General features: G+C 48.5%; 29 protein-coding genes. 9 read left to right on the top strand and 20 right to left on the bottom strand.

All coding sequences use genetic code 11. From position 1 onward, the window contains the following. Positions 1-5: 5 nt before the first annotated feature. Complete coding sequence (locus EL268_RS10000; protein WP_106653714.1) at positions 6-677, bottom strand: TerC family protein; 672 nt, start codon at positions 675-677, stop codon at positions 6-8. Between the two features lie 95 nt (positions 678-772). Here EL268_RS10000 and EL268_RS09995 point away from each other — a divergent pair, with 95 nt between their 5' ends. Both EL268_RS09995 and EL268_RS09990 read left to right on the top strand, forming a co-directional pair. Next, positions 773-1,294, top strand: coding sequence for a hypothetical protein (locus tag EL268_RS09995; RefSeq protein ID WP_015892281.1), 522 nt, complete (start codon positions 773-775; stop codon positions 1,292-1,294). A 164-nt stretch (positions 1,295-1,458) separates the two neighbouring features. Continuing rightward, the gene (locus tag EL268_RS09990; protein ID WP_106653715.1) at positions 1,459-1,938 is read left to right on the top strand and encodes a chemotaxis protein CheW; all 480 of its coding nucleotides are present in this window, start codon (positions 1,459-1,461) and stop codon (positions 1,936-1,938) included. Positions 1,939-1,974: 36 nt separating this feature from the next. Here EL268_RS09990 and EL268_RS09985 read toward each other — a convergent pair whose 3' ends face one another. The 7 genes from EL268_RS09985 to EL268_RS09955 form a co-directional block, all read right to left on the bottom strand. After that, the gene (locus EL268_RS09985; RefSeq protein WP_106653716.1) at positions 1,975-2,643 is read right to left on the bottom strand and encodes a hypothetical protein; all 669 of its coding nucleotides are present in this window, start codon (positions 2,641-2,643) and stop codon (positions 1,975-1,977) included. Between the two features lie 49 nt (positions 2,644-2,692). Then, positions 2,693-3,289 carry an RNA 2',3'-cyclic phosphodiesterase gene (gene thpR / locus EL268_RS09980; protein WP_106653717.1) on the bottom strand — a complete coding sequence of 199 codons (597 nt, stop codon included), beginning with the start codon at positions 3,287-3,289 and terminating at the stop codon, positions 2,693-2,695. A gap of 64 nt (positions 3,290-3,353) precedes the next feature. Next, complete coding sequence (locus EL268_RS09975) at positions 3,354-3,836, bottom strand: hypothetical protein (RefSeq protein ID WP_106653718.1); 483 nt, start codon at positions 3,834-3,836, stop codon at positions 3,354-3,356. Between the two features lie 148 nt (positions 3,837-3,984). After that, positions 3,985-5,025, bottom strand: coding sequence for a hypothetical protein (locus EL268_RS09970; RefSeq protein WP_106653719.1), 1,041 nt, complete (start codon positions 5,023-5,025; stop codon positions 3,985-3,987). A 3-nt stretch (positions 5,026-5,028) separates the two neighbouring features. Further along, on the bottom strand, positions 5,029-5,826 hold the full coding sequence (gene surE / locus EL268_RS09965; protein ID WP_106653720.1) for a 5'/3'-nucleotidase SurE: 798 nt from the start codon (positions 5,824-5,826) through the stop codon (positions 5,029-5,031). 131 nt (positions 5,827-5,957) lie between these two features. Next, positions 5,958-6,389, bottom strand: a complete 432-nt coding sequence (locus tag EL268_RS09960) for a tellurite resistance TerB family protein (RefSeq protein ID WP_048033900.1) — start codon at positions 6,387-6,389, stop codon at positions 5,958-5,960. A 100-nt stretch (positions 6,390-6,489) separates the two neighbouring features. Further along, a complete protein-coding gene (locus EL268_RS09955; protein ID WP_106653721.1) occupies positions 6,490-8,292 on the bottom strand; it encodes an SgrR family transcriptional regulator in 1,803 nt (600 codons plus the stop codon). A 134-nt stretch (positions 8,293-8,426) separates the two neighbouring features. On the opposite strand from EL268_RS09955, the gene EL268_RS09950 reads away from it, so the two are divergent. Continuing rightward, positions 8,427-9,650, top strand: coding sequence for an MDR family MFS transporter (locus tag EL268_RS09950; RefSeq protein WP_106653722.1), 1,224 nt, complete (start codon positions 8,427-8,429; stop codon positions 9,648-9,650). A 10-nt stretch (positions 9,651-9,660) separates the two neighbouring features. Here the strand turns inward: EL268_RS09950 and EL268_RS09945 are convergent, their stop codons facing one another. From EL268_RS09945 to EL268_RS09925, 5 genes are all read right to left on the bottom strand, one after another. After that, positions 9,661-10,458: an ABC transporter ATP-binding protein gene (locus tag EL268_RS09945; protein ID WP_106653723.1), complete on the bottom strand. Its 798-nt coding sequence runs from the start codon at positions 10,456-10,458 to the stop codon at positions 9,661-9,663. Continuing rightward, the gene (locus EL268_RS09940) at positions 10,451-11,386 is read right to left on the bottom strand and encodes an ABC transporter permease (protein ID WP_106653724.1); all 936 of its coding nucleotides are present in this window, start codon (positions 11,384-11,386) and stop codon (positions 10,451-10,453) included. The genes EL268_RS09945 and EL268_RS09940 overlap by 8 nt, the downstream gene beginning before the upstream one ends. Positions 11,387-11,414: 28 nt before the next feature. Then, positions 11,415-12,470 (bottom strand): ABC transporter substrate-binding protein, encoded by a 1,056-nt coding sequence (locus tag EL268_RS09935; RefSeq protein WP_106653725.1) that lies wholly within the window; start codon positions 12,468-12,470, stop codon positions 11,415-11,417. A 90-nt stretch (positions 12,471-12,560) separates the two neighbouring features. Further along, positions 12,561-13,565, bottom strand: a complete 1,005-nt coding sequence (locus tag EL268_RS09930) for an ABC transporter substrate-binding protein (protein WP_106653726.1) — start codon at positions 13,563-13,565, stop codon at positions 12,561-12,563. Positions 13,566-13,696: 131 nt separating this feature from the next. Then, entirely contained in the window at positions 13,697-15,016 is a 1,320-nt protein-coding gene (locus tag EL268_RS09925; protein ID WP_106653727.1) for a hemolysin family protein, read from the bottom strand. 141 nt (positions 15,017-15,157) lie between these two features. On the opposite strand from EL268_RS09925, the gene EL268_RS09920 reads away from it, so the two are divergent. The 4 genes from EL268_RS09920 to EL268_RS09905 all read left to right on the top strand — a co-directional run bounded on the left by EL268_RS09920 (position 15,158) and on the right by EL268_RS09905 (position 19,262). Further along, the gene (locus tag EL268_RS09920; RefSeq protein ID WP_197724042.1) at positions 15,158-16,822 is read left to right on the top strand and encodes a DNA repair helicase XPB; all 1,665 of its coding nucleotides are present in this window, start codon (positions 15,158-15,160) and stop codon (positions 16,820-16,822) included. Positions 16,823-16,874: 52 nt separating this feature from the next. Continuing rightward, positions 16,875-17,444, top strand: coding sequence for an RNA polymerase sigma factor (locus EL268_RS09915; RefSeq protein ID WP_007716978.1), 570 nt, complete (start codon positions 16,875-16,877; stop codon positions 17,442-17,444). Then, on the top strand, positions 17,425-18,819 hold the full coding sequence (locus EL268_RS09910; RefSeq protein ID WP_106653729.1) for a hypothetical protein: 1,395 nt from the start codon (positions 17,425-17,427) through the stop codon (positions 18,817-18,819). Before EL268_RS09915 ends, EL268_RS09910 begins: the two co-directional genes overlap by 20 nt. An 80-nt stretch (positions 18,820-18,899) precedes the next feature. Beyond that, positions 18,900-19,262, top strand: coding sequence for a DUF1835 domain-containing protein (locus EL268_RS09905; RefSeq protein ID WP_106653730.1), 363 nt, complete (start codon positions 18,900-18,902; stop codon positions 19,260-19,262). 45 nt (positions 19,263-19,307) lie between these two features. On the opposite strand, the gene EL268_RS09900 is transcribed toward EL268_RS09905, so the two are convergent. Continuing rightward, entirely contained in the window at positions 19,308-19,568 is a 261-nt protein-coding gene (locus tag EL268_RS09900; RefSeq protein WP_007716985.1) for a DUF2573 family protein, read from the bottom strand. Between the two features lie 145 nt (positions 19,569-19,713). Here EL268_RS09900 and EL268_RS09895 point away from each other — a divergent pair, with 145 nt between their 5' ends. After that, positions 19,714-20,172, top strand: a complete 459-nt coding sequence (locus EL268_RS09895) for a GNAT family N-acetyltransferase (RefSeq protein ID WP_106653731.1) — start codon at positions 19,714-19,716, stop codon at positions 20,170-20,172. A 50-nt stretch (positions 20,173-20,222) separates the two neighbouring features. Here the strand turns inward: EL268_RS09895 and EL268_RS09890 are convergent, their stop codons facing one another. The 3 genes from EL268_RS09890 to EL268_RS09880 form a co-directional block, all read right to left on the bottom strand. After that, the gene (locus tag EL268_RS09890) at positions 20,223-20,663 is read right to left on the bottom strand and encodes a small multi-drug export protein (RefSeq protein ID WP_106653732.1); all 441 of its coding nucleotides are present in this window, start codon (positions 20,661-20,663) and stop codon (positions 20,223-20,225) included. An 89-nt stretch (positions 20,664-20,752) separates the two neighbouring features. Then, a complete protein-coding gene (locus EL268_RS09885; protein ID WP_106653733.1) occupies positions 20,753-21,748 on the bottom strand; it encodes an ABC transporter permease in 996 nt (331 codons plus the stop codon). Beyond that, positions 21,714-22,673 carry an ABC transporter ATP-binding protein gene (locus EL268_RS09880; RefSeq protein WP_106653734.1) on the bottom strand — a complete coding sequence of 320 codons (960 nt, stop codon included), beginning with the start codon at positions 22,671-22,673 and terminating at the stop codon, positions 21,714-21,716. Before EL268_RS09880 ends, EL268_RS09885 begins: the two co-directional genes overlap by 35 nt. 129 nt (positions 22,674-22,802) lie before the next feature. Between EL268_RS09880 and EL268_RS09875 the strand changes: the two genes are divergently transcribed. After that, on the top strand, positions 22,803-23,591 hold the full coding sequence (locus EL268_RS09875; protein ID WP_106653735.1) for a GDSL-type esterase/lipase family protein: 789 nt from the start codon (positions 22,803-22,805) through the stop codon (positions 23,589-23,591). Here the strand turns inward: EL268_RS09875 and EL268_RS09870 are convergent. The 3 genes from EL268_RS09870 to EL268_RS09860 all read right to left on the bottom strand — a co-directional run bounded on the left by EL268_RS09870 (position 23,583) and on the right by EL268_RS09860 (position 26,263). Next, complete coding sequence (locus EL268_RS09870; RefSeq protein WP_106653736.1) at positions 23,583-24,818, bottom strand: MDR family MFS transporter; 1,236 nt, start codon at positions 24,816-24,818, stop codon at positions 23,583-23,585. The genes EL268_RS09875 and EL268_RS09870 overlap by 9 nt on opposite strands. A 226-nt stretch (positions 24,819-25,044) precedes the next feature. Continuing rightward, positions 25,045-25,893 carry a YtnP family quorum-quenching lactonase gene (locus tag EL268_RS09865; protein ID WP_106653737.1) on the bottom strand — a complete coding sequence of 283 codons (849 nt, stop codon included), beginning with the start codon at positions 25,891-25,893 and terminating at the stop codon, positions 25,045-25,047. 73 nt (positions 25,894-25,966) lie between these two features. Beyond that, positions 25,967-26,263 carry a hypothetical protein gene (locus tag EL268_RS09860; RefSeq protein WP_106653738.1) on the bottom strand — a complete coding sequence of 99 codons (297 nt, stop codon included), beginning with the start codon at positions 26,261-26,263 and terminating at the stop codon, positions 25,967-25,969. Positions 26,264-26,271: the final 8 nt, after the last annotated feature.

Below are 26,271 nucleotides of genomic sequence, written 5' to 3'. Positions count from 1 at the left end.
TTTTTTCATGCGTGGGTACGTGTTGTTTTCGTACGTTGCAAATATCCCGCAACTAACACGAGAGCGACCACCCCCATTTTGATTGCATATTCGAGCCAAATCCTCCCGGCGATCCACTCACGCATCGTATCTTCCATGAGAATCATATTCGCCGCTGTCACAGCCAGAACCCCTGAACCAACATAAACAAGCCATACCAACCGCTCCATTGCTTTTAGAATGAGCTGGCTGCCAAAAATCATGAGAGGCACACTGATCAAAAGGCCCAACACGATGAGGACGATATCTCCTTTCGCTGCCCCTGCAATAGCGAGTACATTATCCAGTCCCATCATCACATCTGCCACGACAATTGTCTTGACCGCTTGAACCAAGTCTTCACTCGAGCTGATGGCTTCCTTTTGCTCGTCCTCGCGCAACAGGTTGTAGCTGATCCACAGCAGAATAATTCCGCCAACCATGTACAAATACGGGATTTTCAGCAAATAAACAGCAAGAATCGTAGCGATCACGCGTACGATGATAGCAAGAAACGTCCCCCACAAAATAGCTCGTTTTCGTTGTTCGATAGGAAGCTTCCGACAAGCGATGGCAATGACCACGGCATTATCTCCACTTAAAACGAGGTTGATGGTAATGATGAGTAGCAGCGACGAAAAAAAGGCAGATTCAAACAAAGGTTATACCCTCCCTGAACTTTTTAAGCCCTACTCGCCACCCTTGTACGGTGCCCCCGATTTTTTGTATGATGGTTACGAGGAGGGTTGTCGAAATGTCGAAACAATTCGTTATAGAAGCGATCATGTTGGCTATCTACGGGGAGTTGATGGTCCCATCGCAACCAGTAGAATATCTGATACCCGCGTCGACAATCTATGAATTGGACGAATTTATCCAGAGTCCTGAACCTATCATGCCCTACTCTGCTGATGATCAGTATGTCCGGCGGATTATGAAAGAAATGAGCCAATTTTTTGCCGATCCATTCAACCGCAAGCGAATGGAAAAAGGACTGATAGCCCCATGGTCCAAGGTTCCCTTTTCTTTTCCGAACGGCGTGACCCTGACAGTCGTAAAAGTGGAGGACAACGCCATGTGGGGGGAGATATTTGATCCCGTAGAGACACAGCTATTGTTGACGGCCATGAAATTTGAGGCCCCACTTCTCACAGACCAGCCTGATTATCAGGATCGGATATTGGAATATATCGTGCCTGTTCAATTTTACGATGTGGATGATTTTGATTTCGCGCTCGAGCAAGGAATCTCATTGAACGACCTTCGTGAACCATAATCAAGAAAACAGACCGACGAGCCTGACGCTTGTCGGTCTGTTCTTTTTCGTCCAACATCGAGCGCTTGTGTTTTTGCCTGTGACAAAAAAACGTCCTGAGTAGGTTTGTCCATGGTACAATATGGGTAAAGACATGGAAAGCGGTTCGGGGAGGAATAGTACACATGGAATTGACGAAAAGAAGCAACGGTTCGGATTGGGAGGCAGAAGCAGCTGTTGACCAACAGATTTTGTTTAAAATGGGGAACGAATATTACGGACTCTCGATTTCGCTCGTACGTGAGATCATCAAGCCGCTGCCCATTACACGTTTTCCAAAATCTCCACCTTATGTCGAAGGAGTCATTGATCTGCGTGGGCGGATCTTACCGATAATCAACTTGCGGAAAATGTTTGATTTGGAACCTTTGGAAGAAACGGAAGACACTCGCTTTGTCGATTTGCAAATGGATGGGCTGAACATCGGGATTATTGTGGATGCGGTCTCTGAGGTCATGGATATTCCACAGAGCTTGATCGAGCCTGCGCCACCCATTATCGCTGGTGTAGAGGGCAAGTATTTGCACGGCATTGCCCGTTTGAACGACAAGCTGATCATGCTGCTCGATGTGGATGAAATTTTTGGCCAGTGGAAAAAGAAGTAAGCGGCAGTGTAAAGCCCAGTGCGATGATGCACTGGGCTACTCTCTTCCTCCGCTTGCTAAATACGCAAAGTTCACCCACACCATCTCTTCGATTCCCAAAATTTCTTTGAACAGATCAACCGAGTCGTACAACAGTGAAGCGCCTGTGTCGTCATCGACGTTCGTCAACAATTGCAAATCAAAAAGGGAACGTAACTGCTGAATTTGCTTCGGACCCACGATCCGACTAAACGACTGCGGCTTGATACGTGTGATCCCTTTACCTACCTCGCGCCGATACAACTCCGAACGCACTACCCTCTCCAGTATGTCTTCATACTTTTGCCGAACGTCCTCGCTGTCTACGATTCCTTCCTGCAGGTCAATCTCTGGATAAAGCCTGCCAAACTCGGCTTCCGCCATTTCTACATCGAGCGAGTAGCTGATTGTCGCTGACGCAACCTCGAAGCCTGCATCGAACAAGCGAAAGCCCCAGCCGTTGTCCTCAGCGTCATGAAACCAGAGGAGGGGTACGAATTGCTTGGACAGTCTCAGCAAAAATTCAAGCGTCGTGGAGGTTTCCAGCCACTCATCCTGCAGGAAAAATGCATTCCAGTCGCTGTTAACGTTTCTGTGAAAATGTGGCTGCTCTGTCTTGGATAAGGCAATCAGTACTTTCGGTTCGTATTTGCGTGGATAAAGAATGCCGGTCGTGAACTCACCCATCCGTTTTCCACCGCTTTCTGGAAGGCTTCCCTGATCCTTTCTTCTTAGTCTATTCAGGCAACGCTTGTTTTTTGCTGTGATCTTTATCAAACGTGCTCGTGTGGATAATCGTATGTACCGCGCCCTCCGGCAACAGCTCGGAACGGTACAAATGAAAATGCCGAGCCTTCCATTGTGGCGGCTCCTGCGCTAAATAACGTTCATTCCAATTCAGGAGGGCTAGCTCATCTCCACTGCGATGCGGTCCGCGCGCTAGCGTAATATGCGGCCGATACCGTTTCCGATCGTAGGACAAGCCTTCGCGTAATTCGAACCGTCTGCCCAACAATAAATGCAGCTGCTCAAGAGGAGAAAGCTGGCCGCGCAGTCCCAGCCAGAGCACACGTGGATGCAGGGCATTCGGAAAAACCCCAAAGCTGCCAACACGCAGGGTAAATGGCTGGATGATCGCGCTAACAATATCCATATCCTCGCAAATGGCGGGAACGAGAGATTCTTGGACCTCTCCAAGAAAATGCAGAGTCAAATGCAAATTAGCGAGAGGCTGCCACCTGTCCGCAGTCACATCTTGCTTCAACCGTTTTTGAACATCGGCAATATAAGCAGCAGCCTCAACTGGAATATCCAGTGCTATGAATAAGCGCATTTCTGTCCTCCTTCGAAAAAAATAGCCCTCCTGTGACGGAGAGCCATTCATCTTTCATGCCGCGTTAGGCAGCCATCATCTTTCCGGTTACGATTCCCAAAACACTCCTGACATATTCCGCAAGGCGATTCGAGCCAGGCCGATAAGTAAAGCGCAGGGTCAGCTCACTATGACCGACATGACCAGCGGGAGGGATATTCCAGAAGTACTCTGCTTCCCCGTATAAGAACTCTTCAATGCGCTGCTTCTTTCCTTCCATATCGATACTCGGATCATGCGTCAAGGAAAACTTCATCATGACAGAAAATGAATCTGTCCAAACGTGATCGCGCTTATGTAATTTCCCATGGATAACGACTAAACCGGCTTCTCCCCACAGATTGTACTCGAGCAAAGCCTGAAACTGCGGATGCACCTGCAGCTCCAAGGCAGGAAGCCCCCCTTCGATCGTAAGTGCATGACGTTGTGCCAGTTGCTCAATCTCCTCTTGAAAACGGTGGGCGCATTCAGAAACAGCCTGGAACAAATTGGGTTCAACAGCGTACATCGTCGTCACCTCTCCCAATGGATTGTCTATCTTACCTAATTCGGATTCCCGCTTGTCGTATCCTTTGTTGAAAAATGACTTATTTACCCTTATTTCATCGAAGACCAAAAAATTCCGGGGAGAGTCTTTTTTCACAACCTCTCAACAATTACAGGTAAGGAATAGGCATTCCTGGAAACGCTTTCGCAAACGCCTGCGCGAGATGCTTCTGTACATCTTCATCCAGCTCCAAATGATAGAGGCGACCGCACTCATAACGCAATAGTGGATAGGCGCCTACCTGCAAGGGAGAAGCGTCCTGCGTCTGCACGTACTCCGGCAAGGTCATCAAAAAGCGGGAGAACGGATTCGCTTCATCCTCTGACATATGAACGACCTCGAACAAATGCGAGAGACTTGGCGTCAGTATGATCATCGCGTAATCGCCCGCTTCCGCAGCCCATACGGTAAAGGACGTATCCCGGACCTCGCTGCGAGCGTGCCTGCGCATGACCCATACTGCTTGCTGTACAGTACTCATCAATAAATGCTGCGCTCCTTCTTCACCATGGACATCTCTCATGTGCTTGTAACGCAATACGAAGGCCATTCCCGATTCTGTAAAAACAGAGGCAGGCAAGCTCATCGCGGATATGCTCTCGGTCTCTTCCTCACGCACCTGCACCTCTTCTGGAAGAGTATCGGGTGTTCCCTCATAAAGCGCCTGAATCATTTCATGCGTACGAGCGACTTCCGCTGGGGAAAAAGAAATCGACTCGGAATAGATGTGGGTAAGCTCACGATCTGCGTATGCCAAGTAGTGCAAAGAAGCATACGGCTGCTCGATCAATCTCAAGGCCATGCTTCGCTCTTCAGCACGCGCTATATCGAACGTCAAGGGAAATCCAAGTGGATTCAGCGGGTCCGACAGTGTCCAAATGACCGCGAGCAGTTTATTTTGATACGTCTTGAATTCGAGCGAAACAGCGTCTTTCGTCTGCTCACTGAAAGCATCCACCGATTCGAACACCAAATACAGCTCCACCTCACCTGTTCCGCTAAGACGGACAAAGTAAGGAAGCCCCTCTTCTTCTGCCAGCTTGTACAAATCGTGATAAACTACGGGATCGAGTACCTCTCCCTGCGTTGACTCTTCTGGAGAACGCAGGGTGTCATCGGGGGTTAGCGGAGGGTAAAATTCGGCATTCATGCGTTACTCCTCCTGTTTTCCCCAAGCTTTTAGCAATGCCCAATTGTCCATTTGTTTTAAGAGAGTCCGATCTGTTGCGTCAATGTGGACAGGGGTAATCGGAATATAGCCATGCTTGAGCAAATCATAATCCAGCGGCTCCGCCAGTGGCATGACTTGCGGGTACTCGCGTGCCAAGTAATAGCCCTCCGCTTCTTCGCTGTATTTGTCTTCATAGTGGTTCATGGACAAAATGGCCGGAACCATTCCTTTCACCTCAGCCAACGGTACATGCGGGATATTAATATTCCAGAATACCTCTGACGCCAGTTCTCCTTTGACCGCACGATCACTGAATTCTCTTACGATCGGACGAATCATCTCCACTACCTCGCCGTAGTTGTCTTGATCGAACCAGTTATCATAGGAAAGGGCAACACCGGGAACACCCAAGATTACCGCCTCTCTGGCACCGCTGCACGTACCGGAGTAATAAATATCACGTCCCAGATTCGTCCCGACGTTAATCCCCGAAAATACGATATCCGGCTTTTTCCCGTGTTCAAACAAGAGATGGCAAGCAGCTTTTACACAGTCCGCAGGGTTGCCATTAACCGCCCACGCTTTCACCGGCATTCCGTAAAAATCACGCTGTTCAGGCGCAAGTGCACTGCGATAAGTGATTCCGTGTCCGACTCCGCTTTTCTCTTCAACCGGTGCCACTATATAAACTTCTGCTCCTTCCAAAGTGAGCAAAGCTTCTACCAACCGCTTGATACCAAGAGCATCGATGCCATCATCATTCGTAACCAAGATCCGCAAAATAGGGTCTCCTCCTTCATCAATAGCGTTGCCACTCTCTGAGACGTTATTTTTCTTATTGTACTGTAGAAAACGAGGCTGCGCCAACTTCTACCTAAAACGAAAGGACCCCAATCAAATTGGGGCCCCAGCTATTCTCCTACAATATCTTTCCAGCGTTCGCGCCAAACAATCCCTTCGCGAATCCACTCTTCTACTTGACGCTGCTTTTCCTCCGAGATTCCGATCAGGCAAGCAATGCGGGCAATCTCTTTTGTCTCCGACGGTGATAGCTTCCGATCGATCAATGCCATGTGGTAGAGCTTGCGCATCATTACGAGCTTTTCAGCCTGCGTCATGGCTACCAGGTCTTCCACGATGACCTCCGGACGCTTCGGATAGTCCATATCATCCATTAAAATTTGTCGTTCTTTCAATGTAAAATGCTCCGAATTCACGATTTCATGAATACGATCCATTTCTTTATTTCCTATATAACCGTCGGCGTGCCCGACGCAGATCATCAAGCGAATGGACGCAAACAAAATGTGTTTGTCCTTTTCGATTTTGGTATACACCGGCATAGTTCCTCCTCAAAGAACTTTATGAGCATAATAAATATCTACATATGATAATACGATGAAAAACGAAAGCGGTTTCACATGATTATGTGACAAATTTATGCTATTCCCGAACAAAAATTCCCCTGAAATCAATCCAGCCATAGGCATCCAGACTTATACCAGATAACCGCGGATGCGCAAGCATTTCTACCCGATTCGAATACAGCGGGACAAACGTACTGCAAGCCGCTAGTGTATGCATGACGTTGTCCACGCAAGCTTGTCGGTCTTGTGCTGTTTGGACGCACGACATGTGGTTCATCCAATACGCGATCTCTTCCTTTCCATGCGGATCTAAATGATGAGAAATACTCAACGCACCAGCGTGTAGAAATTCTCGTAAAGACAGCTCCGCCCTTTCATCTACATTCGCACTATCCACAACCAGATCTGCCTCTTGTAATAAGGAAGGCATGGCAAGCTCCTCCGGGGATGCATACCTGATCTCTATGGCAATTCCGTATTCCTTGCACGTTTTCTGAATCCACTGGGCATCTTCTATATGATCGGGATCTGGATACGTATAGAGCGACAGTGCCTCTCCCTGATACCCGCTCTCTTTGAAAATACGAACCAACTCCTGTGCATCTGGCACCTCTCTTTTTTCTTGGAACGAATTAGTTTTCCCCCAGATGACTGCACGCTCCCTCGTTCCTTGTAGCTCTTGTCTCAAAGCTTGTCCACTTATGATAGCCACCATGAGACACCGAAACTCGCGATGTGACAGCGGGCCATTTTTTGCTCCATTCAAGCTGACGTACTGAAAACAATCTTCCAATCTGCCAACGTCACTCCATGCTGGAACGCTCGTATCCCGATGATCATCCAAAGCCGTTATGGATAACAAGCTTTCATCTGCCTGTGCTTCTGCTGCCATTCCAGGTACGCACCAGATTTCGATTCGGTCCAAGAACGGCCGTCCCCCAAAATAAGGCGTGAACGCTTCCAGCACGAGCATGGAATCGTCGTTGCGGACTACTCGAAACGGCCCCGTTCCTACTGGCATTTGCGCAAATTGCTCCCCTATCTCCAGAACGTAATCACAGGGGACGATCGCCATATATTCCTTGCTCAGTGCCTGCAAAAACAATTCATCCGGCCTATGCAAAGAAATCGTCAATACGTAGTCATCTTTGACGGTAATCGATTCGATTGAAGCGGCTAGCCAGCGATGTTTATAGGAATGCTCCATCAAACGAAGCAAGGAAAAGCGAACATCATCGGCAACAAGTGGACGGCCATGATGGAATAAGATACCTTTCCGCAAGTAAAAAGTCCACTGCTTTCCTTCTTCATTAGCCTCCCAATAAAAAGCGATAGCGGGTTCAATCCGTCTCGCTACTGGATCAAACTGGACCAGAGAATCAAATAGCTGCTTGACCATATGTGACTCGGAGCGCAGGAGAATATGAATCGGATCAAGCCCTGCGAATGGTCGACTGTAAAACAAACGCAAGGTATCGACTCTCCCCTTCCTTCCCTTTTCCCGCTTCACACGATGTCCAAACTGACTATTCATCCATCGTGAAAATTTTTCATTTAAAACATGCAAATTTACCCCATATTCGTCGATCATATCCCGCGCAGCACGAATCTCCCCTTTTTGCACGAGTTCCTTTGCTACGCTCAGGATCAGGTCTTCGGGCGCAAGCAAGCATGTCAATACTGATCGATTTCCTCGCCCTCTCCCCGGCTGCCAGACTACCCATCCCTGGCTTTGCATTTTTTTTAAGGTCAAGGTCGCATTCCGCAATGTACAAAACAAAATCGAAGCAACCTCAGCTAACGATATATCAAACGGATGCCCAATCGCTTCATTAGGTCGGCCCGCACATAAACGCATGTATTGTTCAACGAGTTGCATCTTGCCACCACCCATTCGCTCATAAAACATGAAAAAGCTATTCGCCTAATCGTACGCTTTTTCTCCGGTCTTTGCCACCTTACAATTCTAAAGACACCAACTAACCGGAAAAAGCCGAAAGAAAGGATTTTCTTATGTCACACATTCCTCATGCACTCAGTCGATTCTTTGCTGCATATCCAACACTCCTCTGGGTCCGTTTGTTCGGCGAAACGCTCACCTCTTTATCCAGCGCCATGATCGCCCCGTTTCTCGTATTGTACTTAAGTGAGAACATCGGAGGCTCAGTCACCATGACTATGCTCGTCATTGGCTTGCAGCCCTTCTCAGAGATTTTGTTGACGTTATTTGCTGGTGGCATCACAGACCGGTATCGCCGAAAAACGATCATGCTACTCGCCCTGTTCCTGCAAGGCTTCGCCATGTTGGGAATGGCTTGGGCAGACTCCATGCTGGGCTTTGCGATCCTGTACATCATCAACGGTGCCGGCCGCTCCCTGTTTATCCCTGTCAGCCGCGCGCATCTCGCTGATACGATTTCCTCTGCACAAATGGCCGGTGCCTTTGCCCTTCTCAATACTTCTAGCAGTATCGGAGCCGCATTGGGACCTTTAGTCGGAGTCATCATATACAAGTACGATCCTGCTATGGCTTTTCTGTTTACGGCAATCTCGCTTTTGATCTATGCTCTTGCCGTCTGGTGGAAAATCCCGCAAACTCCGCTGCCAGAAGCTCCCGTCGAAGAAGCAGCAGCCGTACGTTCACGCGCCTCTTGGCATGCTTATCGACCAGCCCTTGCCATTATGATGCTGTGTTTGCCGATCAGTCTGTTTTACGCGCAAACCGAGACGAATCTCCAGCTTCATCTGAAATACACGCTGCCAGACTATTTGCAAACACTCGCCTTGCTCATTGCGGTAAAAGGGGGCCTGCTGCTCCTGTTCGAGTATTTGCTCGTCAAATGGACCCAGCACTTGTCGGCTCGCCTGTTGATTAGCGGCTCGTACATTTGCTTTCTCATCGTATCGTTGGGTTATGCCTTCATCGACAACGTACCTGTCCTTCTCGCTTTGCAAGTGTTGCTCGTCATCGGAGAAAGTATTGGTCTGACTCAGTTGATGGCCTTCGTCACCCGCATATCACCTGTCACAATGCGCGGGCGGTACTTCGCGATAACAGGAACACACTGGGATATTTCCCGCTCGTGTGGACCGTACTTGGGCAGCCTTGTCTTGCTACATTATGGCGGCACGACGCTTTTCACGATCGTCGCAGGCATCCTCTTGATCGGTGCCGGATTCATGTATGTGTATCTTTCCAACAACGAAAAAGCCTCCCCGCTTGAACAGGAAGGCTGATTCGATCCGATTAGGTTAACAAGAAGCGATCTTCACTGAAGCTTTCTCCACCGCGGGCTGTTTCGAATGCCCGAAGCAGATCCTGCGGTTTCATTGTCCGTTTTTTCTCATCCGGAATGTCGAGGATGATTCCCCCATCGTGGAGCATCAACAGACGATTGCCCATGTTCAACGCTTGCTCCATGTTATGCGTGACCATGATCGTCGTCAGTTTATAGCGCTCCACGATTTTTTCCGTTAAATCTACAATCAGCTGCGCCCGTTTCGGGTCAAGCGCTGCTGTATGCTCATCGAGGAGCAATATCTTTGGCTCTGTGAAGGTAGCCATCAACAGGCTAAGCGCTTGACGCTGTCCGCCTGAAAGGAAGCCTACCTTGGTCTTCAAGCGATTCTCCAGCCCTTGATCCAACTGCTTGAGCTGCTCGCGGAACAACTCTCGTTTGTGATTATTTACCCCAAAGCCAAGTGTACGGCGTTTCCCTCGCCCTAAAGCGATTGCCAGATTTTCTTCAATTGTCATGTTCGGCGCTGTACCTGCCATTGGGTCCTGAAACACACGGCCGATCAGACCTGCGCGTTGGTGCTCCGCCAAGCGCGTCACATCTTTGCCGTCAATCGTAATGCTTCCGTTATCTGGCGTCAGTCCGCCGGAGATCATGTTCATCATCGTCGATTTACCGGCACCATTACTGCCGATAACGGTGATGAACTCTCCTTTCTTAACGTGCAGATTGACGTTTCGAAGCGCGATCTTTTCATTCACAGTTCCTGCGTTGAATACTTTGTTGACGTTTGTAATTTTAAGCATCGCTGCTTCCTCCCCTTGCCGTGCGTACCGCTTGCTTTTTCCAGATGCCTTTTGCCACAGTTGGGACAGTCAGGGCAACGATAACGATCAGCGCAGTGATCAGCTTCATGTCAGAAGGATTCAATCCTTGGTCCAACGCTATGGCGATGACCAAGCGGTACACAATCGAGCCGAGAATGACAGCAAGCGTCACTCGGAAAATCGAAGAGCTGCCAAACAGAACTTCCCCGACAATAACGGAAGCGAGACCGATGACGATCATCCCGATCCCCATTCCAACATCCGCAAAGCCTTGGTATTGGGCTACCCACGCACCAGCTAAAGCTACCAAGCCATTGGAGAGAGCCAAACCGATGATCGTTGTCGAATCCGTGTTTACCCCAAAGCTGCGGATCATCTTCGAGTTGTCACCTGTCGCGCGCAAATCCAGACCCATATCCGTATGCAGGAACCAGTCAATGATGAGCTTCAACACCAGAACACCTACGATAAAGACGATTGCGACACCAGACAGCAAGGTAACTCCACCTACAGCCAGGTTTGGAATGCCCATATCCTTCACATAAGTGAACAGGGTATCTTCCCGCAAAAGAGGCAGATTCGCTTTCCCCATGACACGCAAATTGATTGAGTACAAGGCGATCATCGTCAAGATCCCCGCCAAAAGTGCGTTAATCTTTCCTTTGGTATGCAAGACGCCCGTAAAAGCTCCTGCCAAACCACCTACGATAAAAGCCAACAGGGTGGCCAAAAACGGATTGGTTCCATCGATAATGAATTTGGCTGCGATTGCGCCTCCCAAGGCAAAACTACCATCGACGGTCAAGTCAGGAACGTTTAGGACTCGGAAGGTCAGATATACACCGAGAGCCAAAATACCAAATAGTAAGCCTTGCTCAATGGCTCCCATTATTGCCAGTTGATTCATAGAAGAAATCCTCCAATTACTGCATTTATTACTCGATCACTTGTCCAGCACGGTCGAGCATGGCTTGCGGAATCGTCACACCCATTTTTTCCGCTGCTTTTTTGTTCAATACGAGCTTCATGTCTGCTTGCACTTCAACAGCCATATCTGCTGGCTTCGCTTCACCCTTCAGGATTTTTGCTGCCATGTCAGCTGTTTGCTCACCCAGCTTCGTGTAGTCGATCCCATATGTGGCAATCGCTCCGCTCTTTACAGAGTTTTCTTCACCTGCGATGACCGGAATTTTTTGTGATTCAGCTACACCGATAACAGCTGCAATCGAAGATACGACCATATTGTCAGTCGGTACGTAGAAAGCATCTACTTTGCCCACCATGGACTCAGCTGCTTGCTTCACTTCCGTTGCACTCGTAATTGCTGCTTCTTTAATTTCCAAACCAAGCTTGCCGGCTACAGCTTTTGCTGCATCTACCTGTACTTTGGAGTTGACTTCGCCAGAACTATAAATGATTCCAACAGATTTCGCATCAGCTTTCAACTCTTTGATCAGCTTCAATTGCTCTTCGACAGGGTTCATATCCGATGTACCTGTTACGTTTGCGCCAGGTTTGTCCATCGCAGCTACCAGACCAGCTTCTACCGGGTCCGTTACCGCAGTAAACAGGATCGGAATTTCTTTACTGGTTTGCGCGGCAGCCTGTGCCGTTGGAGTTGCAATCGCCAAGACCAAATCTACTTTGTCAGCCTCGAATTTTTGGGCAATCTGGATAGCTGTATCCATGCTCGCCTGAGCGGATTGCACATCGATTTTTACTTGCTTGTCCTTTTCGTAGCCGTTTTTAGCCAGCTGGCTGATAAAGCCCTCTCTTGCTGCATCCAAAGCAGGGTGTTCAACGAATTGGGAAATTCCAATTGTCAGCTGCTTGGTTTCAGTAGACGGAGCTGGAGCCGTCGACGTTGAAGGGGCTGGTGTAGAATTGTTTGCAGGGGTAGTGCTTTGCTGTCCACAAGCGGTAACAGACAAAAGCAATAAAGGAAATAAAAAACTCTGAAAAATTTTAATACTCTTCTTTTGTTTGAACATTTGATAAATTCCCCCTTTTGAATTTTTCTACAATTTTAACACGGATAAAACACTTTTAAAAGAATAAAAAGAGAGCCTGACGCTCTCTTTTTACTTGATGATTTCTTTCGCCTGTTGTTTGAGTGCCTCAGAAATGGTGAGCCCAAACTTCGCAGCCGCTGTTTCATTAATATACAAATCAGCTTGTTTCGAAATCTCTACTGGAGTATCAGCAACGCTTTGCCCTTTTAGAATACGGGCAGCCATATCGCCTGTTTGTTTACCGATTTGGTAGTAATCAATCCCGTACGTAGCAACTGCTCCACGTTTTACTGTATCGGTGTCAGAAGCAAAGACAGGGATTTTGTTTTCCTCTGCTGCTCCGAGTACCGCTTCAAACGAAGATACGACCGTGTTGTCAATCGGGATCATAATGGCATCTGCTTTGCTAGCAAGCCCTTGAGCTGCCAGCTGCACTTCGGATAGCTGCGAAATGCCTGCCTTGATGATTTCTACGCCTTCTTTTTTCGCTGCGTCTTCCAATTCCTTGACCTGTACCTCTGAGTTAATTTCGGAGGTCGTATAGATCACGCCCAGCTTTTTCAGCTCAGGCAGGAAGGTTTTCACCAGCTTCAATTGTTGTTCCATCGATACTTTATCGGACGTCCCGGTCACATTTTTGTCTGGCTTCTCCAGACTGCCAACCAGTTGAGCCGAGAGTGGGTCTGTTACGGAACTGAAAATAACAGGTTTGTCAGCAATCGCCTTGGCTGCAGCCTGAGCGGATGGCGTCGCAATCGCAACGACAATATCCTTTTTATCTCCGGCATACTTTTGTGCGATCGAGACTGTATTGTTCATGTCACCATGGGCGTTCTGGGAGTCTACCTCCAAGTTCTTGCCCTCTTCGTAGCCAGCATCCTTCAGACCATCCAAAATTCCTTTATGAATCGCATCCAGCGCAGGGTGCTCCACGAATTGCGTCAGCCCCAGCTTCACTGTTTGCCCTTGGCCTGTCGTTGCTGCTGCCTCTGTTTTTCCACCTGTTTCGTTGCCACATGCTGCCAAAGAAAACGCCAGCAATGCGGTCAGTACCATACTCACTGCTCGTCTCATCTGTACTTCCTCCTCTAGTCTCTACTCTCAGCTGCTCTAATCACCCTAAGCAATTAGGCTCATTGCCATCTATGCAACTTGTGTCCCATTATAGCAATTATATTACGCATTGAGAAGCCCCCTTTCCTCCCTTACGTAGAACTGATTTCTTCCTCTGCTTTGCCGACTTTCTTTACATAGACCCTGGTGATTCTGTAATGGTCGACCTCTCCTACGACAAATTCGTACTTTCCCTCTTTTACCCGATCTCCCACGCGCGGCGGGTGGTCAATCTGCATGTAAATCCAGCCTGCTAGCGTATCTACATCGCTTGACTCCAATTCAATCTCCAGATAATCGCCCACTTCTTCCAATAACATACGCCCGTCTAATGACAGCATACCGTCACTGCGCTCCACCTCTGGGCGCTCGTCGTCGAACTCGTCTTGAATGTCTCCGACAATTTCTTCCATTATATCTTCAAGGGTCACCAGTCCGGCAGTGCCCCCATACTCGTCAATGATAATCGCCATTTGTCCTCGTTGTTTTTGCAGCATAGTCAACAACCGGCTGATTGAGATCGTCTCCGGTACAGTCAAAATAGGACGCATGAAGGTCTGAAGGTCATTGCTCTCTCCTTCCAAAAGCCCTGTCAGCATATCCTTGATGTGCAAGCTGCCTACTACATGGTCCTTGTCACCATCCACTACTGGATAGCGGGTAAACCGTCCGTTTTGGACATGCTTGACGTTTTCGTCAAAGGGGTCGCGCAGGTTCAACACAACCATATCCGTACGCGGAACCATGATTTCTCTTGCCATCGTCTCCGAGAAATCAAAAATATTATCGACCAGCATCAGTTCGGTTTGATCAATCAAGCCGCTTTTGTGACTTTCATTGACAAGAATGCGAATCTCTTCTTCTGTATGTGCTTCCTGATGCGGCTCCAAGGATATATGAAAAAGCGCAAGAAAACGACTCGCGGCCCAGTTCAGCATTTGAATAAAGGGATACATGATTTTGTAAAAGAGTTGGATCGGTTTAGCTACCGCGAGTACAACCTTTTCGGAGTATTGAATAGCCAGTGTCTTGGGAGCCAGCTCCCCCAGCACGATATGCAAAAACGTAATCACCGAAAAAGCGATAATAAAGGAAATACTGGTAACAACCGTTTCATTTAAATGGAAATAACGAAAAACCGGATGCAAGAGATGCGCGATGGCAGGCTCGCCCAGCCAACCGAGTCCTAATGAAGCCAGCGTAATCCCGAGTTGGCACGCGGAGAGGTAGGCATCCAAATTGCGCAGGACCCTCTCGACGTCAACAGCACGCTTGTTTCCTTCCGCCGCGAGCTGGGCAATTCTTGATTCCCTTACTTTTACAATCGCGAATTCAGTCGCAACAAAGAACCCGTTCAGGAGTACGAGGATCATGACCAAGATCAAATTAAACAAGCTTCCCCAAATTGCCATGCTCCCCGCCGTCCTTTCCGTCCATGCTTTGGGATATTGTTTCCCATCCGTGCCAAAATGTTACCTGTTCGTTTTTCTTTCTTTTAGAGATTGTGATACCATAGTGCTGATTCCTATGCCTTTTGTAACGAGGTGAGCCTATTGTCGTACCGTCCAGACCTGCCCTTGATCGTTCAAAGCGATCGGACGATATTGTTGGAAACACAGCACCCTTTATTTCTCGAGGCCAGACAAGCTATCAGCGGTTTTACGGAGCTAATCAAAAACCCAGAATACATCCATACCTATCGGATCACCCCTTTATCGCTTTGGAATGCGGCTGCATCTGGTCTTACATCACAAGAGGTAACAGACGTGCTTGGCAGCTACAGCAAGTACGGTGTCCCCCCTACCATCGTCAAAGAAATAGAAGATACGATGCGAAAATACGGCTTGTTTCGTTTGGAACGCATTGGCGATCAACTCGTATTAATGAGTGAAGACCCGCTTCTTTTAGCAGAGGTGACCAGTTATAAATCAATCGCTGCTCTTTTTGAGAGTGAATTTGTCATCAAAAGTTATGCGCGCGGACTGATCAAACAAGAGCTGATCAAGCTCGGCTTTCCTGTTCAAGATTTGGCGGGCTATACAGAAGGCGAATCCTGTGCAGTCAGCTTGCGGGAAACGACATCCCAAGGCAGAGCATTCTCTTTGCGTTCTTATCAAAAAGAAGCTGTCGATGCCTTCTATTCTGGTGGAGCTGTAACGGGGGGAAGCGGCGTTCTCGTCCTGCCCTGTGGTGCTGGAAAAACAGTCATTGGACTTGGGGCCATTTGCCAATTGCAAACAGCCACCCTTATTTTGACCACAAATACGACATCGGTTCGCCAGTGGATCGCAGAGCTCTTGGACAAAACAGGTCTTGATCCAAATATGGTCGGGGAATACACTGGTGACAACAAAGAAGTCAAGCCAATAACTGTGGCGACTTATCAAATTCTTACATACCGCCCCACCGCCGAAGATGATTTTCCTCATCTGAAACTCTTTTCAGAGCGCGATTGGGGGCTTATTATTTACGATGAGGTGCATTTGTTGCCCGCACCTATCTTTCGTGTTACTTCTGGGATTCAAGCCACTCGCAGACTTGGGCTGACGGCTACTCTTGTTCGGGAAGACGGGCGGGAGGAAGATGTTTTCACGCTGATTGGTCCAAAAAAGTACGAGGTTCCATGGAAAGTCATGGAAGAGCAAGGCTGGATCGCGGAAGCGCATTGCCGAGAAATTCGGCTCCCCTTTGAGCCGAAGTGGCGGGAGGCTTATGCACATGCAACCGCTCGTCAAAAGTTTCGCATTGCGGCAGAAAATCCAAAAAAACTGGAGGTCGTCCGCGAGCTATTGGAGAGGCACGCCCACGATCGTGTTTTGATCATCGGGCAATATATCGATCAGCTTGAGCAGATGGCAACGGCCCTCCAACTGCCACTCATTACAGGAAAAGTACCGGACAAAGAACGTGAGCTTTTATACACGCAGTTTAAAAAAGGGGAAATTACACGCCTGATCGTATCCAAGGTAGCCAATTTTGCGGTCGATTTGCCGGATGCAAACGTCGCGATCCAAATTTCCGGGACGTATGGTTCCAGACAAGAAGAGGCACAGCGCCTGGGACGTATCTTAAGGCCCAAAACAGACAACAACACCGCCCATTTTTATACATTGGTAACACGAGACACGAGAGAGCAGGAGTTTTCGCTCCATCGCCAGCTTTTTCTGGTCGAACAAGGCTATCCATACGATATTATAGAAATGGAAACGCTGGTCTGAAACGTTTACGAATAACCAGCGTCTCATAGAGGGAAGGGAGGCCAAAGATTCAATGCAATCCGACGCCGAAATCATTCAGCGGATTCTTCAAGGCGACATCGAAGCGTATCGCGACCTCATCCAGCGATATCAGCATATGATCTATGTTTTCATTTACAAAATGGTAAACAATCGCTCTGATGCAGAGGATCTCACTCAGGAAGTATTTGTAAAAGCGTATGAAAAATTGTCCACATTCCGCGGGGACAGCCAATTTTCTTCTTGGTTACATACGCTTGCCCGAAATAAGAGCATCGACTTCTTGCGTCGCCGAAAGTATCATGACTCGGATGAACAATTGGCCTATGTGCCATCCAATACACGTGACGAATCCCCTCAGGAATCGCTCATGACAAAAGAGCAACGTCGAGAAATTCAGGAGGCCTTTGCCTTACTGTCAGATTCCTATCGAGAAGTGATCGTCCTTCGCTGTACGCACGAATATCCGTTTGAAAAAATAGCTACACTCCTCGGCATCGCCGAATCTACTGCTCGCGTCCGTTACTTGCGTGCTCGTCAGGAACTCGCAAAATTGTTATCCCGCAAGGAAGGGGGGCTCGTACATGAACTGCCAGGCATTTAGAAAAGCATGGCTAGATGACACAGATAGCGATTCGCACTCACATATTGAAACCTGTGACGAATGCATCGCTTGGATAGAAACGCAAATGACAACAGAAGAGGAGGTGCAGTTCTTGAAGGAGGTTCCACTGCCTCAAGCGAACCTGGAAGACAGAATCATGCAAGCAATCTACCAGACCGCCGGAAAAGGTGTACCCCCTCACGCCGCTACTGCATCTTCAGAGCAACAAACGAGCACAGTGATTTCAAAGCCAAACAAGCGTTGGACCAAAGGCTTCCCTTCATACGCCTGGGTTAGCGCAGCGGCTGTCTTGCTCGCAGTAGGTTTCGTCGGCTATCAACAGCTGACACCGGATAGTATTCAAATGGCTGCCATACAAGAAAACGGGATGAAAGACACCAGGAACACTCTTGCATTCGACGAAGCGGAATCAAAATCGGCACCGCAAGCTCCAGCACCTGCTATCGCTTCCGTTCCAGCAGCTGCTGATAGTCCGACGATGAAAAAAGCAGAAAGCAATCCAGAGTCCTCTGCTACACAATCGCAGGTCGCTCCGACTGCACCTGCAAAAGATACACCTCCTGCATCACCTCCCCAATCGAACAATGCGATTGCGATGGTGAAACCAGAGGAAAAAGCAGCAACACCAGAGCCACGTACGATCAATAAAGATGGGCAGAACAGCGTGGCATCTCGCGGATTACAGGGGAACTCAGCTGATCAAGCAGCAAAAGCGAAATCGGAAGTTCCAGCCGAGTCAGCAAATACGGGTAACCATATAGCCGCTAAGGAAGCCAATGGCGCTATTGCTGAGAATCCTACGACTTTTGGGATCGCTTCCCAAGCGGAACCAGATACTGCTGATGGCGGTGCGACTGAGAACGCATTAGTGGGTCCATCGTTGCCAGCGGCAGCGAAGCAGCCCATTACGCTCTCCTCCTTCTCGGATTTGAACACCGCTGTACAAGCATCAGATATGCCCGTGCCCGCCCTGTCGCAAGCACCGAATGGGTTCTCGATGAGTACGGTATCGGTCCAATATGAATCTGAAACCAGCCAGAAGGTGACTCGCTTAACTGCAGATTACAAGCGGAACAACGACTGGATTCGCCTAGATGTTGTGCGTAATACAGAAGGCAAGCGAAGCCTCTCTATCCCAGGCACTTTCTCCGCTACTCAGTTGTTCGCGGTCAACGGAGAGCAAGCTATCGCCGTTTCTTTTGATCAAACGGATTCAAAAGGTTCAACAGCACAGCACGCGGTTCATTTTAACGCTCAATCCGACAACCAATCGTTGTATGTGGTAGTGACCGCAAACGGAGTTACCTTACATGATTTAATGGAAGCTACCAAGCATATCACGTGGAATCCGTAAAAAGATCCCTACGATTAGAAAAGACACGACTTGATTTTCAGGATCGTGTCTTTTTTCTGTTCTAGATGAGGAGCTAACTAATGGACAAATTTCACATCTGCTTCGGCCTATCTGCCTACGGTACACTTCGATCCGTCTTCCGCAAACAGAATCTACTACAAACAGAAAGCATCATCTGTATCGAGGATGATTTTTCATTCGAAACAATCGACATAACGGCATTTAGTGTGAATTGCGATTACAAAGTAAGAAATATAGACGGCAACGAGGTATCTTATGTATTGAAAAGCGTAGGTGCCCTCCCTCCTAAATTGGTAATGGATGCTTATCAGGTGAAAAAGAATATGCCTGCGAACCGAGTTCATGAGCTGATCAAGCAGGGGCTGCTACAGTACCAAGGAGAGTTGATGCCTCTACGCCGGTTAGAGATTCGATTAACGTAAAAAACGCTGTTCTCTTTCGCAAAGAGACAGCGTTTTTTCCTACTTTTAATGCTTTTGATTTTTCTCCTGATTCCATTGCTTGATCTGCTCAATGATTTCCCGAATTTGATTCCGTGCTTCCATATGCTCAGGCTCGCTTCCCCAATGCTGAATCAGCGGCGGCATCGCTTTTGCCATTGTCGTGTATAGGCACCATACTTTTACCATTTCTACGCGCTCAGGAGTCGCTTCTCCTGTCAACAGCTCTGTAAATTTATGAACTAGATCCTCCAGTTCAGGGACCAACGCTTCTTTTTTCTCGTCCATGTCAGTTACCTCACTTTCGGGAACTTTCTATTTGTATCCTTGGTTTATTTTACGAAAAAACGCCCACTTGGAAAAGGAAGATTTTTCAGGTGGGATCGGTTACGCTTAAACTATCAAAATGTCGAGGTGAAGACTTATCAAAGACATTCGTATTCGATTGATTCCGACAACCAGAGATAACTGGCAAGATGCATTACGCTTGCAGGTACAAGATGAGCAGCAGCGCTTTGTCCCGTCTGTTGCCGTTTCATTGGCGAAGGTCCATATCCGTCCTGATGGTGACAACTGCACCTATGAACCATTCTGTTTGTATGAAGCTGATGAAATAGTTGGGTTCGTCATGATTACCTATGATGCCTCAACAGATTGGTGTTACTGGTTCAACGGTTTTTTGATCGATCACCAGCATCAAGGCAAAGGATATGGCAGGGCAGCTCTCGCAGCGATAGTGGATACGGTACGGAGCCGTTTCCCGCAAAGCCGATTTGTCAACCTAACCGTATGCCCGGACAATGCAGGTGCAAGACATTTATACAGTCAATCTGGTTTTGAAGAAACTGGCGACGTATATGACGGAGAGATTGTCTATAGACTCGGATTATAATAAGTATGAACAAAAACCGCCAGAAATTGGCGGTTTTTCATGCATACAAGCTATTTCCCTTCTGGTACCATGAATTGCAAAAGACCAAAAGCCACTCCTGCTGTCAATAACGCACTCCAGATAATGATGCCCACTGACATCCACAACATAAGCTTTTTCGTAGGTGCTCCCAGCGAAATACCGATGGCAGCTCCCAGCGGGGCTCCCGTTAAAAGCGGCGAAGCGAGACCAAGACCGACCACTCCGTATTTATCCCATATCTGCCACATACGCCCCTGACGATTGCTCCGTTTCTCTACTCGCTTTAAAAGCCAGGTACGCAAAGAACCTCCCACAAAAATAACAGCACCTGCGCTGATAATCGCACCCACCGCACTAAATATTCCGATCAGGACTGGTGGTAGCTGCAACATAAAACCTACAGGGATCGCTGCCCACAGCTCAAACATGCCAGATAGTGTCACAGAGCCTGCTTTCCATAATACATCCATTCTGTTTCGCCTTTCTCCTCTCGCTGTCTTTTTCATTCGTCTTGGTAAAGACGAGCAGACATGTCAGAAAGTAACGGAAAAAAGTCAAATTAGGATGTAACATCTCTACGGATAAAGGTCGCGTACGCAATGATCAGCGCTGCGATCGCCCATACACTCAACACGGTCAATGAGAACGGCAGCGTCATTCCCTTAATCGGAGGCAGTGTTCCATTGAGATAATTCGTAAGCTGCAAATTTACCACAAACAAGTATTTGGACGATTCCCAGGAGGATGCCATCTGCGTCAGGATCGTTCCGCTAATTAACGCTGCCATCATGATTCCCATCCCCGCAGCCGCACTCCGAACCAAAACAGAGACCATGAGTGTTACCGTTGCAACCACGACGCAGACGAACCAGCCTAGCCCGTACTGCATCAGCAAAAATTGCCATTGTGGCAGCATGAATGCACCTGAAGTCTCGAGCTCTCCTCCCGATACTTCAAAGCCAGTCAAAATGGGCAGATCCCAACCCGAATAGCCAAACACGACCCCAGAGAGCAAATAAGCAAGAATCAGCGTCGTGAGAACCGTGAGAGAGGTAAACAGCAGCAGGGTGATGTATTTGCTGGTCAGCACCTTCCATCGCCGTACGGGTCGCGTCAATAGCAGCTTGACCGTCCCCTCGCTAAACTCAGAAGATACGAGGTCAACCGCGAGTACGACGATAATCATCGGCAAAAACATCGAAATGGCTTGATCCATAAAGCCACGGGCGAAAGTAGGTCCACCTGGCGCCATCGGGTTTATGTCGTGATCTAAGTAATATTGCTGCTGTGCGATCCTGACCTTGATAAAATCCCGCCACTCTTCGGGAAGTCGGCTTGATGCCAGCCGGTTTTGCATATCGACGATTTGTTGGGTTAATAGCGGACGCCAGTCGGTTGTCCCCATTCGTTCTTGTGCAGTGACAACCGAGCGGTACTGCGCGTATGTAAAAATCGGGATCAGAATCGCCAAGATCAGTACGACGACGAGAAAACGGCGCCGACGCAGCAATTTTATGGTTTCATTCTGTACGAGCCCCACCATGCTCTGCTCCATGACTTCCCCCTCCTCCCGTCAATGTAAGGAACAGGTCTTCCAGTGTAACCGTCTTCGTCGCAATCCCCATCACAGGTATGCCGCCATTGACCAGCGCCTGATTAGCCTCGCTCACTTTTTCTATGTCCATGCGTGATTTCAGTCGCTCTTCACTGACCACCCACACATCTGTCACTACTGGCAGTTTTCGCAGGACTTCCTCGGCCTTTTGTATATGGGAAGACGGAATTGTCCAATCGACCTGATCAGCAAACTGCTCCATCAGTTCTTTGACTAATCCAACCGAAATGACCTTCCCTTGGCTGATAATCGCTACCCGGTCGCACATCATCTCGATTTCACTGAGAAGATGACTCGAAATGAAGACAGCGAGCCCTTCTTCTTCAGCAAGCTTGCGAATAAATTGGCGCAACTCGCGGATCCCCGCCGGGTCCAAACCGTTCGTCGGTTCGTCCAGGATCAATATTTTCGGACGGTGTAAAAGTGCCTGCGCGATCCCCAGACGCTGCCTCATTCCGAGCGAGTACGTTTTCACCTTATCATCAATTGCCCGCTCCAAATCAACAAAGCGGACGATTTCCTCAATACGCTCAGGCGTAATGCCGCCGCTCATTCTCGCAAACTGCTCCAAATTTTCTCTGCCCGTCAAAAATTTGTACAGCTCCGGGTTTTCGACGATACAACCAACCTGCGCAATCGCTTGCGGAAACTTTTCCTGAAGAGAGATCCCTCCAATGCGAATATCTCCCCCATCCGCTTTTGCCAATCCAACGAGCATGCGGATCGTGGTGGTTTTGCCTGCGCCATTCGGCCCGAGAAATCCAAATACCTCTCCGGCGAACACGTCAAACGTAATATCATGAATGATCGGCTTTTTGCCAATCGCTTTTTTCAATCCTTTTACTGAGAGGACCGTTTCGGCCAATGTGCGCCCTCCTATCTGAGTCACCCCTCGTCAACTGACGATGGCGTTCTGTTTATGGTACACTGTCATAAGATGTCCACCCACATTATACCATGACCATAGACTTTATAACGAATAGGAGGATACCCGATGCGCACATCCGGCCAATTTCTTTGGCGCACGGCAGGTCTCTTGTCTTTTCTCTCATTTCTCATATTTGCGACAGGATTTGTCCTCGCGATGAATCCGCAGCAGTTGGCACCATCCACAGCAACCCCACCTGCGCAAAAAGAGCAGCCACCCTCGCCTTTACCAGAAAAGGGTGTCCACAAAGTAGTCGCACTAGGGGATTCCCTCACGCGCGGTGCCGGAGACGCAAACGGGCAAGGCTATGTCGGACTCGTTCGCCAAGCATTGGAGAAAAAATCCGGCCAATCTATTACATTCACCAACCTTGCGATTAATGGACAGGAATCATCTGAACTGCTCAAACAAATGTCCCAGGAGCAAGTAAAGAAGCTGCTCGCTGAAGCCGATCTGATTCTATTTACCATCGGTGGCAATGACTTGTTCAGGCAGACAGGCGGGCTGTATACCATTGAAAAAGAAAAAGTGACCACAGCTGTTAAGCAGCTTGCGGTCAACTATGAAGAGATTCTCAAACAGATTCGCAGCGTCAACAAGACGGCGACAATCGTCTATACTTCCCTGTACAATCCTTTTGGCAATACGGAAGCATCCGCCGACACCATTGGGCCCGTGCTCGACTGGAACAATCAGGCCTCCCAAATCGCCTCACGGTACCCGCAAGTATTCGTGGTGCCGACCTACGACTTGTTCTTGCGCAAGGAACAAAACTACTTGTATACAGACCACTTCCACCCGAATGCTGATGGCTATAAACGGATGGCGGATCGTATTTTGCAAGCCTTAGAGTGATTCAACCCTCGATTGATTCATGGACTTGCCTCGGGCTGCCTCAAAGGCACGAGCACCCGCCCATTGGAATGCACTGCTCATCATCGAGGTAGCTGCTACCACCAGGAACAAGGTCGTGCCTCCGTAGTGTGCCAACAGCATTCCACCCATCCACGGACCGATGAACTGGCCAAGGTTGCTGAAGCTTTTTGCACCGTAATAGCTGCCGCGCATACTCTCTGGCGCCATTCGGTCGATCAGGACGTCTCCTGCTGTAAACGTAAGGATTTCACCAATTGTGAAAAATACCATTGCCACAATGAATATCAGCCACGAATTGGCAAATGCATAACCTACGTCACCAACCGCATACATGGCGTTTCCCACCACAATCGCGGTGAGAGGCGTCTTTTTTTCTGCCCAGTTCGTCAATGGAAGCTGCATCACAATGACGACAATCGCATTGACTGTCATCAGGATGGCAAACAGCTCTGTTCCATTCACGACTGTCATTTCTGCGAATTTTGCCAGTGTAGAAGACATCTGCGAGTAGCCAATCGCTCCTAAAACACCAGCGAGCATGTACAAGCGAAATGCCTTGTCGTTCACCACAACACTGAATGCACGGCCGAATGTAACGACTTCTTTCTTTTGACCTTCAATTTGCTTAATGCCAAACTTGTTCAATAATCCTTGCAAGCTAATCACATAGATGAGATAAATCACTGCTGTCATCAGGAAAGGTAGAGCGACAGAGCTTTTCGCGAGGACTACCCCTGCGATAGGCCCTACCGCTACCCCCACATTAATCGCCATGTAGCGAATACCGAACACACGAAGCCGCTTCTCTGGTGGCGTTACATCTGCCATCAGCGCCTGGGAGACCGGTTCGTAGAAGGATCGACAGAGTCCCCCTGCTATATTGAGCAAAAGCAGTATCCACGGGTCTTTACTAAGCGCAAACCCAACGAACACGAACGTCCACACGTACAATGCACCTAGCATCACTCGCCTGCGCCCAATTCTGTCCGACCACGCTCCCGCAATAAAGCCTCCGATTGTACCCGCGAGCGGTCCTGCTCCAATAGTCAAACCGATCATCGCCAAGCTCATATCGGTTTGATTAGACAAGTATAAAAACAAAAACGGCATGCTCATCGAGCTGGCGGCCCGGACGAACACGGTCCCGACGACTAATGACCAGACGATCGGGTGAAACTCCTGCAAACGCATCTTGATCCAGCTCATTGTCTCTCTCCTCACCACTGTTATGCTTTACCATCTCTGCCAGAACAGATGCTCTGTGATGTTCCCATTGTAGAGAGGCAATGGACGTTCGTCAATGAGCATTCAAAATTTTTTGATTATGAAACATTTCAATTAGAGCAATCAAAATTTCGATAGGGTTGGACACATTAACACCTGGTCATGCAAAAGACCGCCAGAAAACGCTGACGGTCTTTGCCTATCCTATTTACAAAACAACTTCTATACGATCAATCATTTCTCCCTGTTCGTTCCATTTCACTGCGCGGTAAACGCTATCGTGGTAGAACGTGAACCAAGCGCCTTGTTTGATCCCGTTGTTGATCCATTCTTCTTTTGCAAAGATGGATGTCATCGGGTAGTCGTCGTACGCCATCACCCATAATGGATTTTGATGGGCGTGTGTAGGCATGATGTCAGCTAGATGCAAAAGCAGCTGCCCCTCTGTCTCCATCCGGACGATAGCATGTCCCTGGCTGTGACCACCTGTATGATGAAGCGTGATTCCTGGCACAACTTCGTGCGAAGCTCCGTACGTCTTCACCTGAATCTCAATCGGACGCCAGTTCTCTTCCCAATATGTATTCTTCGAGCGAATATTCGGCTCTCTCATCTCCGCCCATTCCTGCTCCTGCACGTAGATGACAGCTTGTGGAAACGTAGAAACAAGTTGTCCATCACGGATAGAGACAAGTCCGTTGGCATGATCGTAGTGCATATGCGTCATGATGACGATATCAATATCGGCAGGAGTCAACCCTTTCGCAGTGAGGGAGTCCACGACTTGAGACTCTTCCTCCAATCCAAAATTGCGCTTCTGTTTTTCCGTTAGCCGATCATTTCCCATACCCGATTCAATCAAAATACGTTTGCCATGAGCCTGTACCAGGATTGGGTCAGCACGCAAAGGGATTTGATTGAGATCATTAGATGGATATCTTTTGCTCCAGAGCGGCTTGGGCACCACACCAAACATTGCGCCCCCGTCCAGCTTCGTGAGTCCACCTCTCAGCCAAGACAATTGAAACTGACCTACCTGCCATTCGTTCCCTACCATGATCCTGACGCCTCCTCGATTGCTCGGAATGATGATTAAAGATCGAAAGCGAAAAGCACCCGTTCAGGGTGCCTTACTGCTTTTCTGCTACACTTACAGTTCTAGTCGCCGGGGCGATTTCTAACAGGAGATCACTCGATACAGCCTGCACAGTGACATCTGAATCACTTCGTCTATGATGAAGCACGAGTTGCGCTACCTTTTCATTCTCTCGGTAAACGCTGATTAATGTCTGTAATGGATTGGCACTCCCGCCTGCGATCAACTTAAACCCCGGGGCTATCGTAAACGTCCATCCCTCCACCTCTACTAGCGGTGCCAACGAGTACAGGAAGTAACGTTTCCCTAAGAGAATGCCATTATGGTTCATCAAGGCGA

It is taken from the genome of Brevibacillus brevis, from assembly GCF_900637055.1.
Lineage (GTDB): Bacteria > Bacillota > Bacilli > Brevibacillales > Brevibacillaceae > Brevibacillus > Brevibacillus brevis.
Note: the sequence above shows the minus strand (reverse complement) of the source record. Positions and strands in the feature narration are given on the sequence as shown.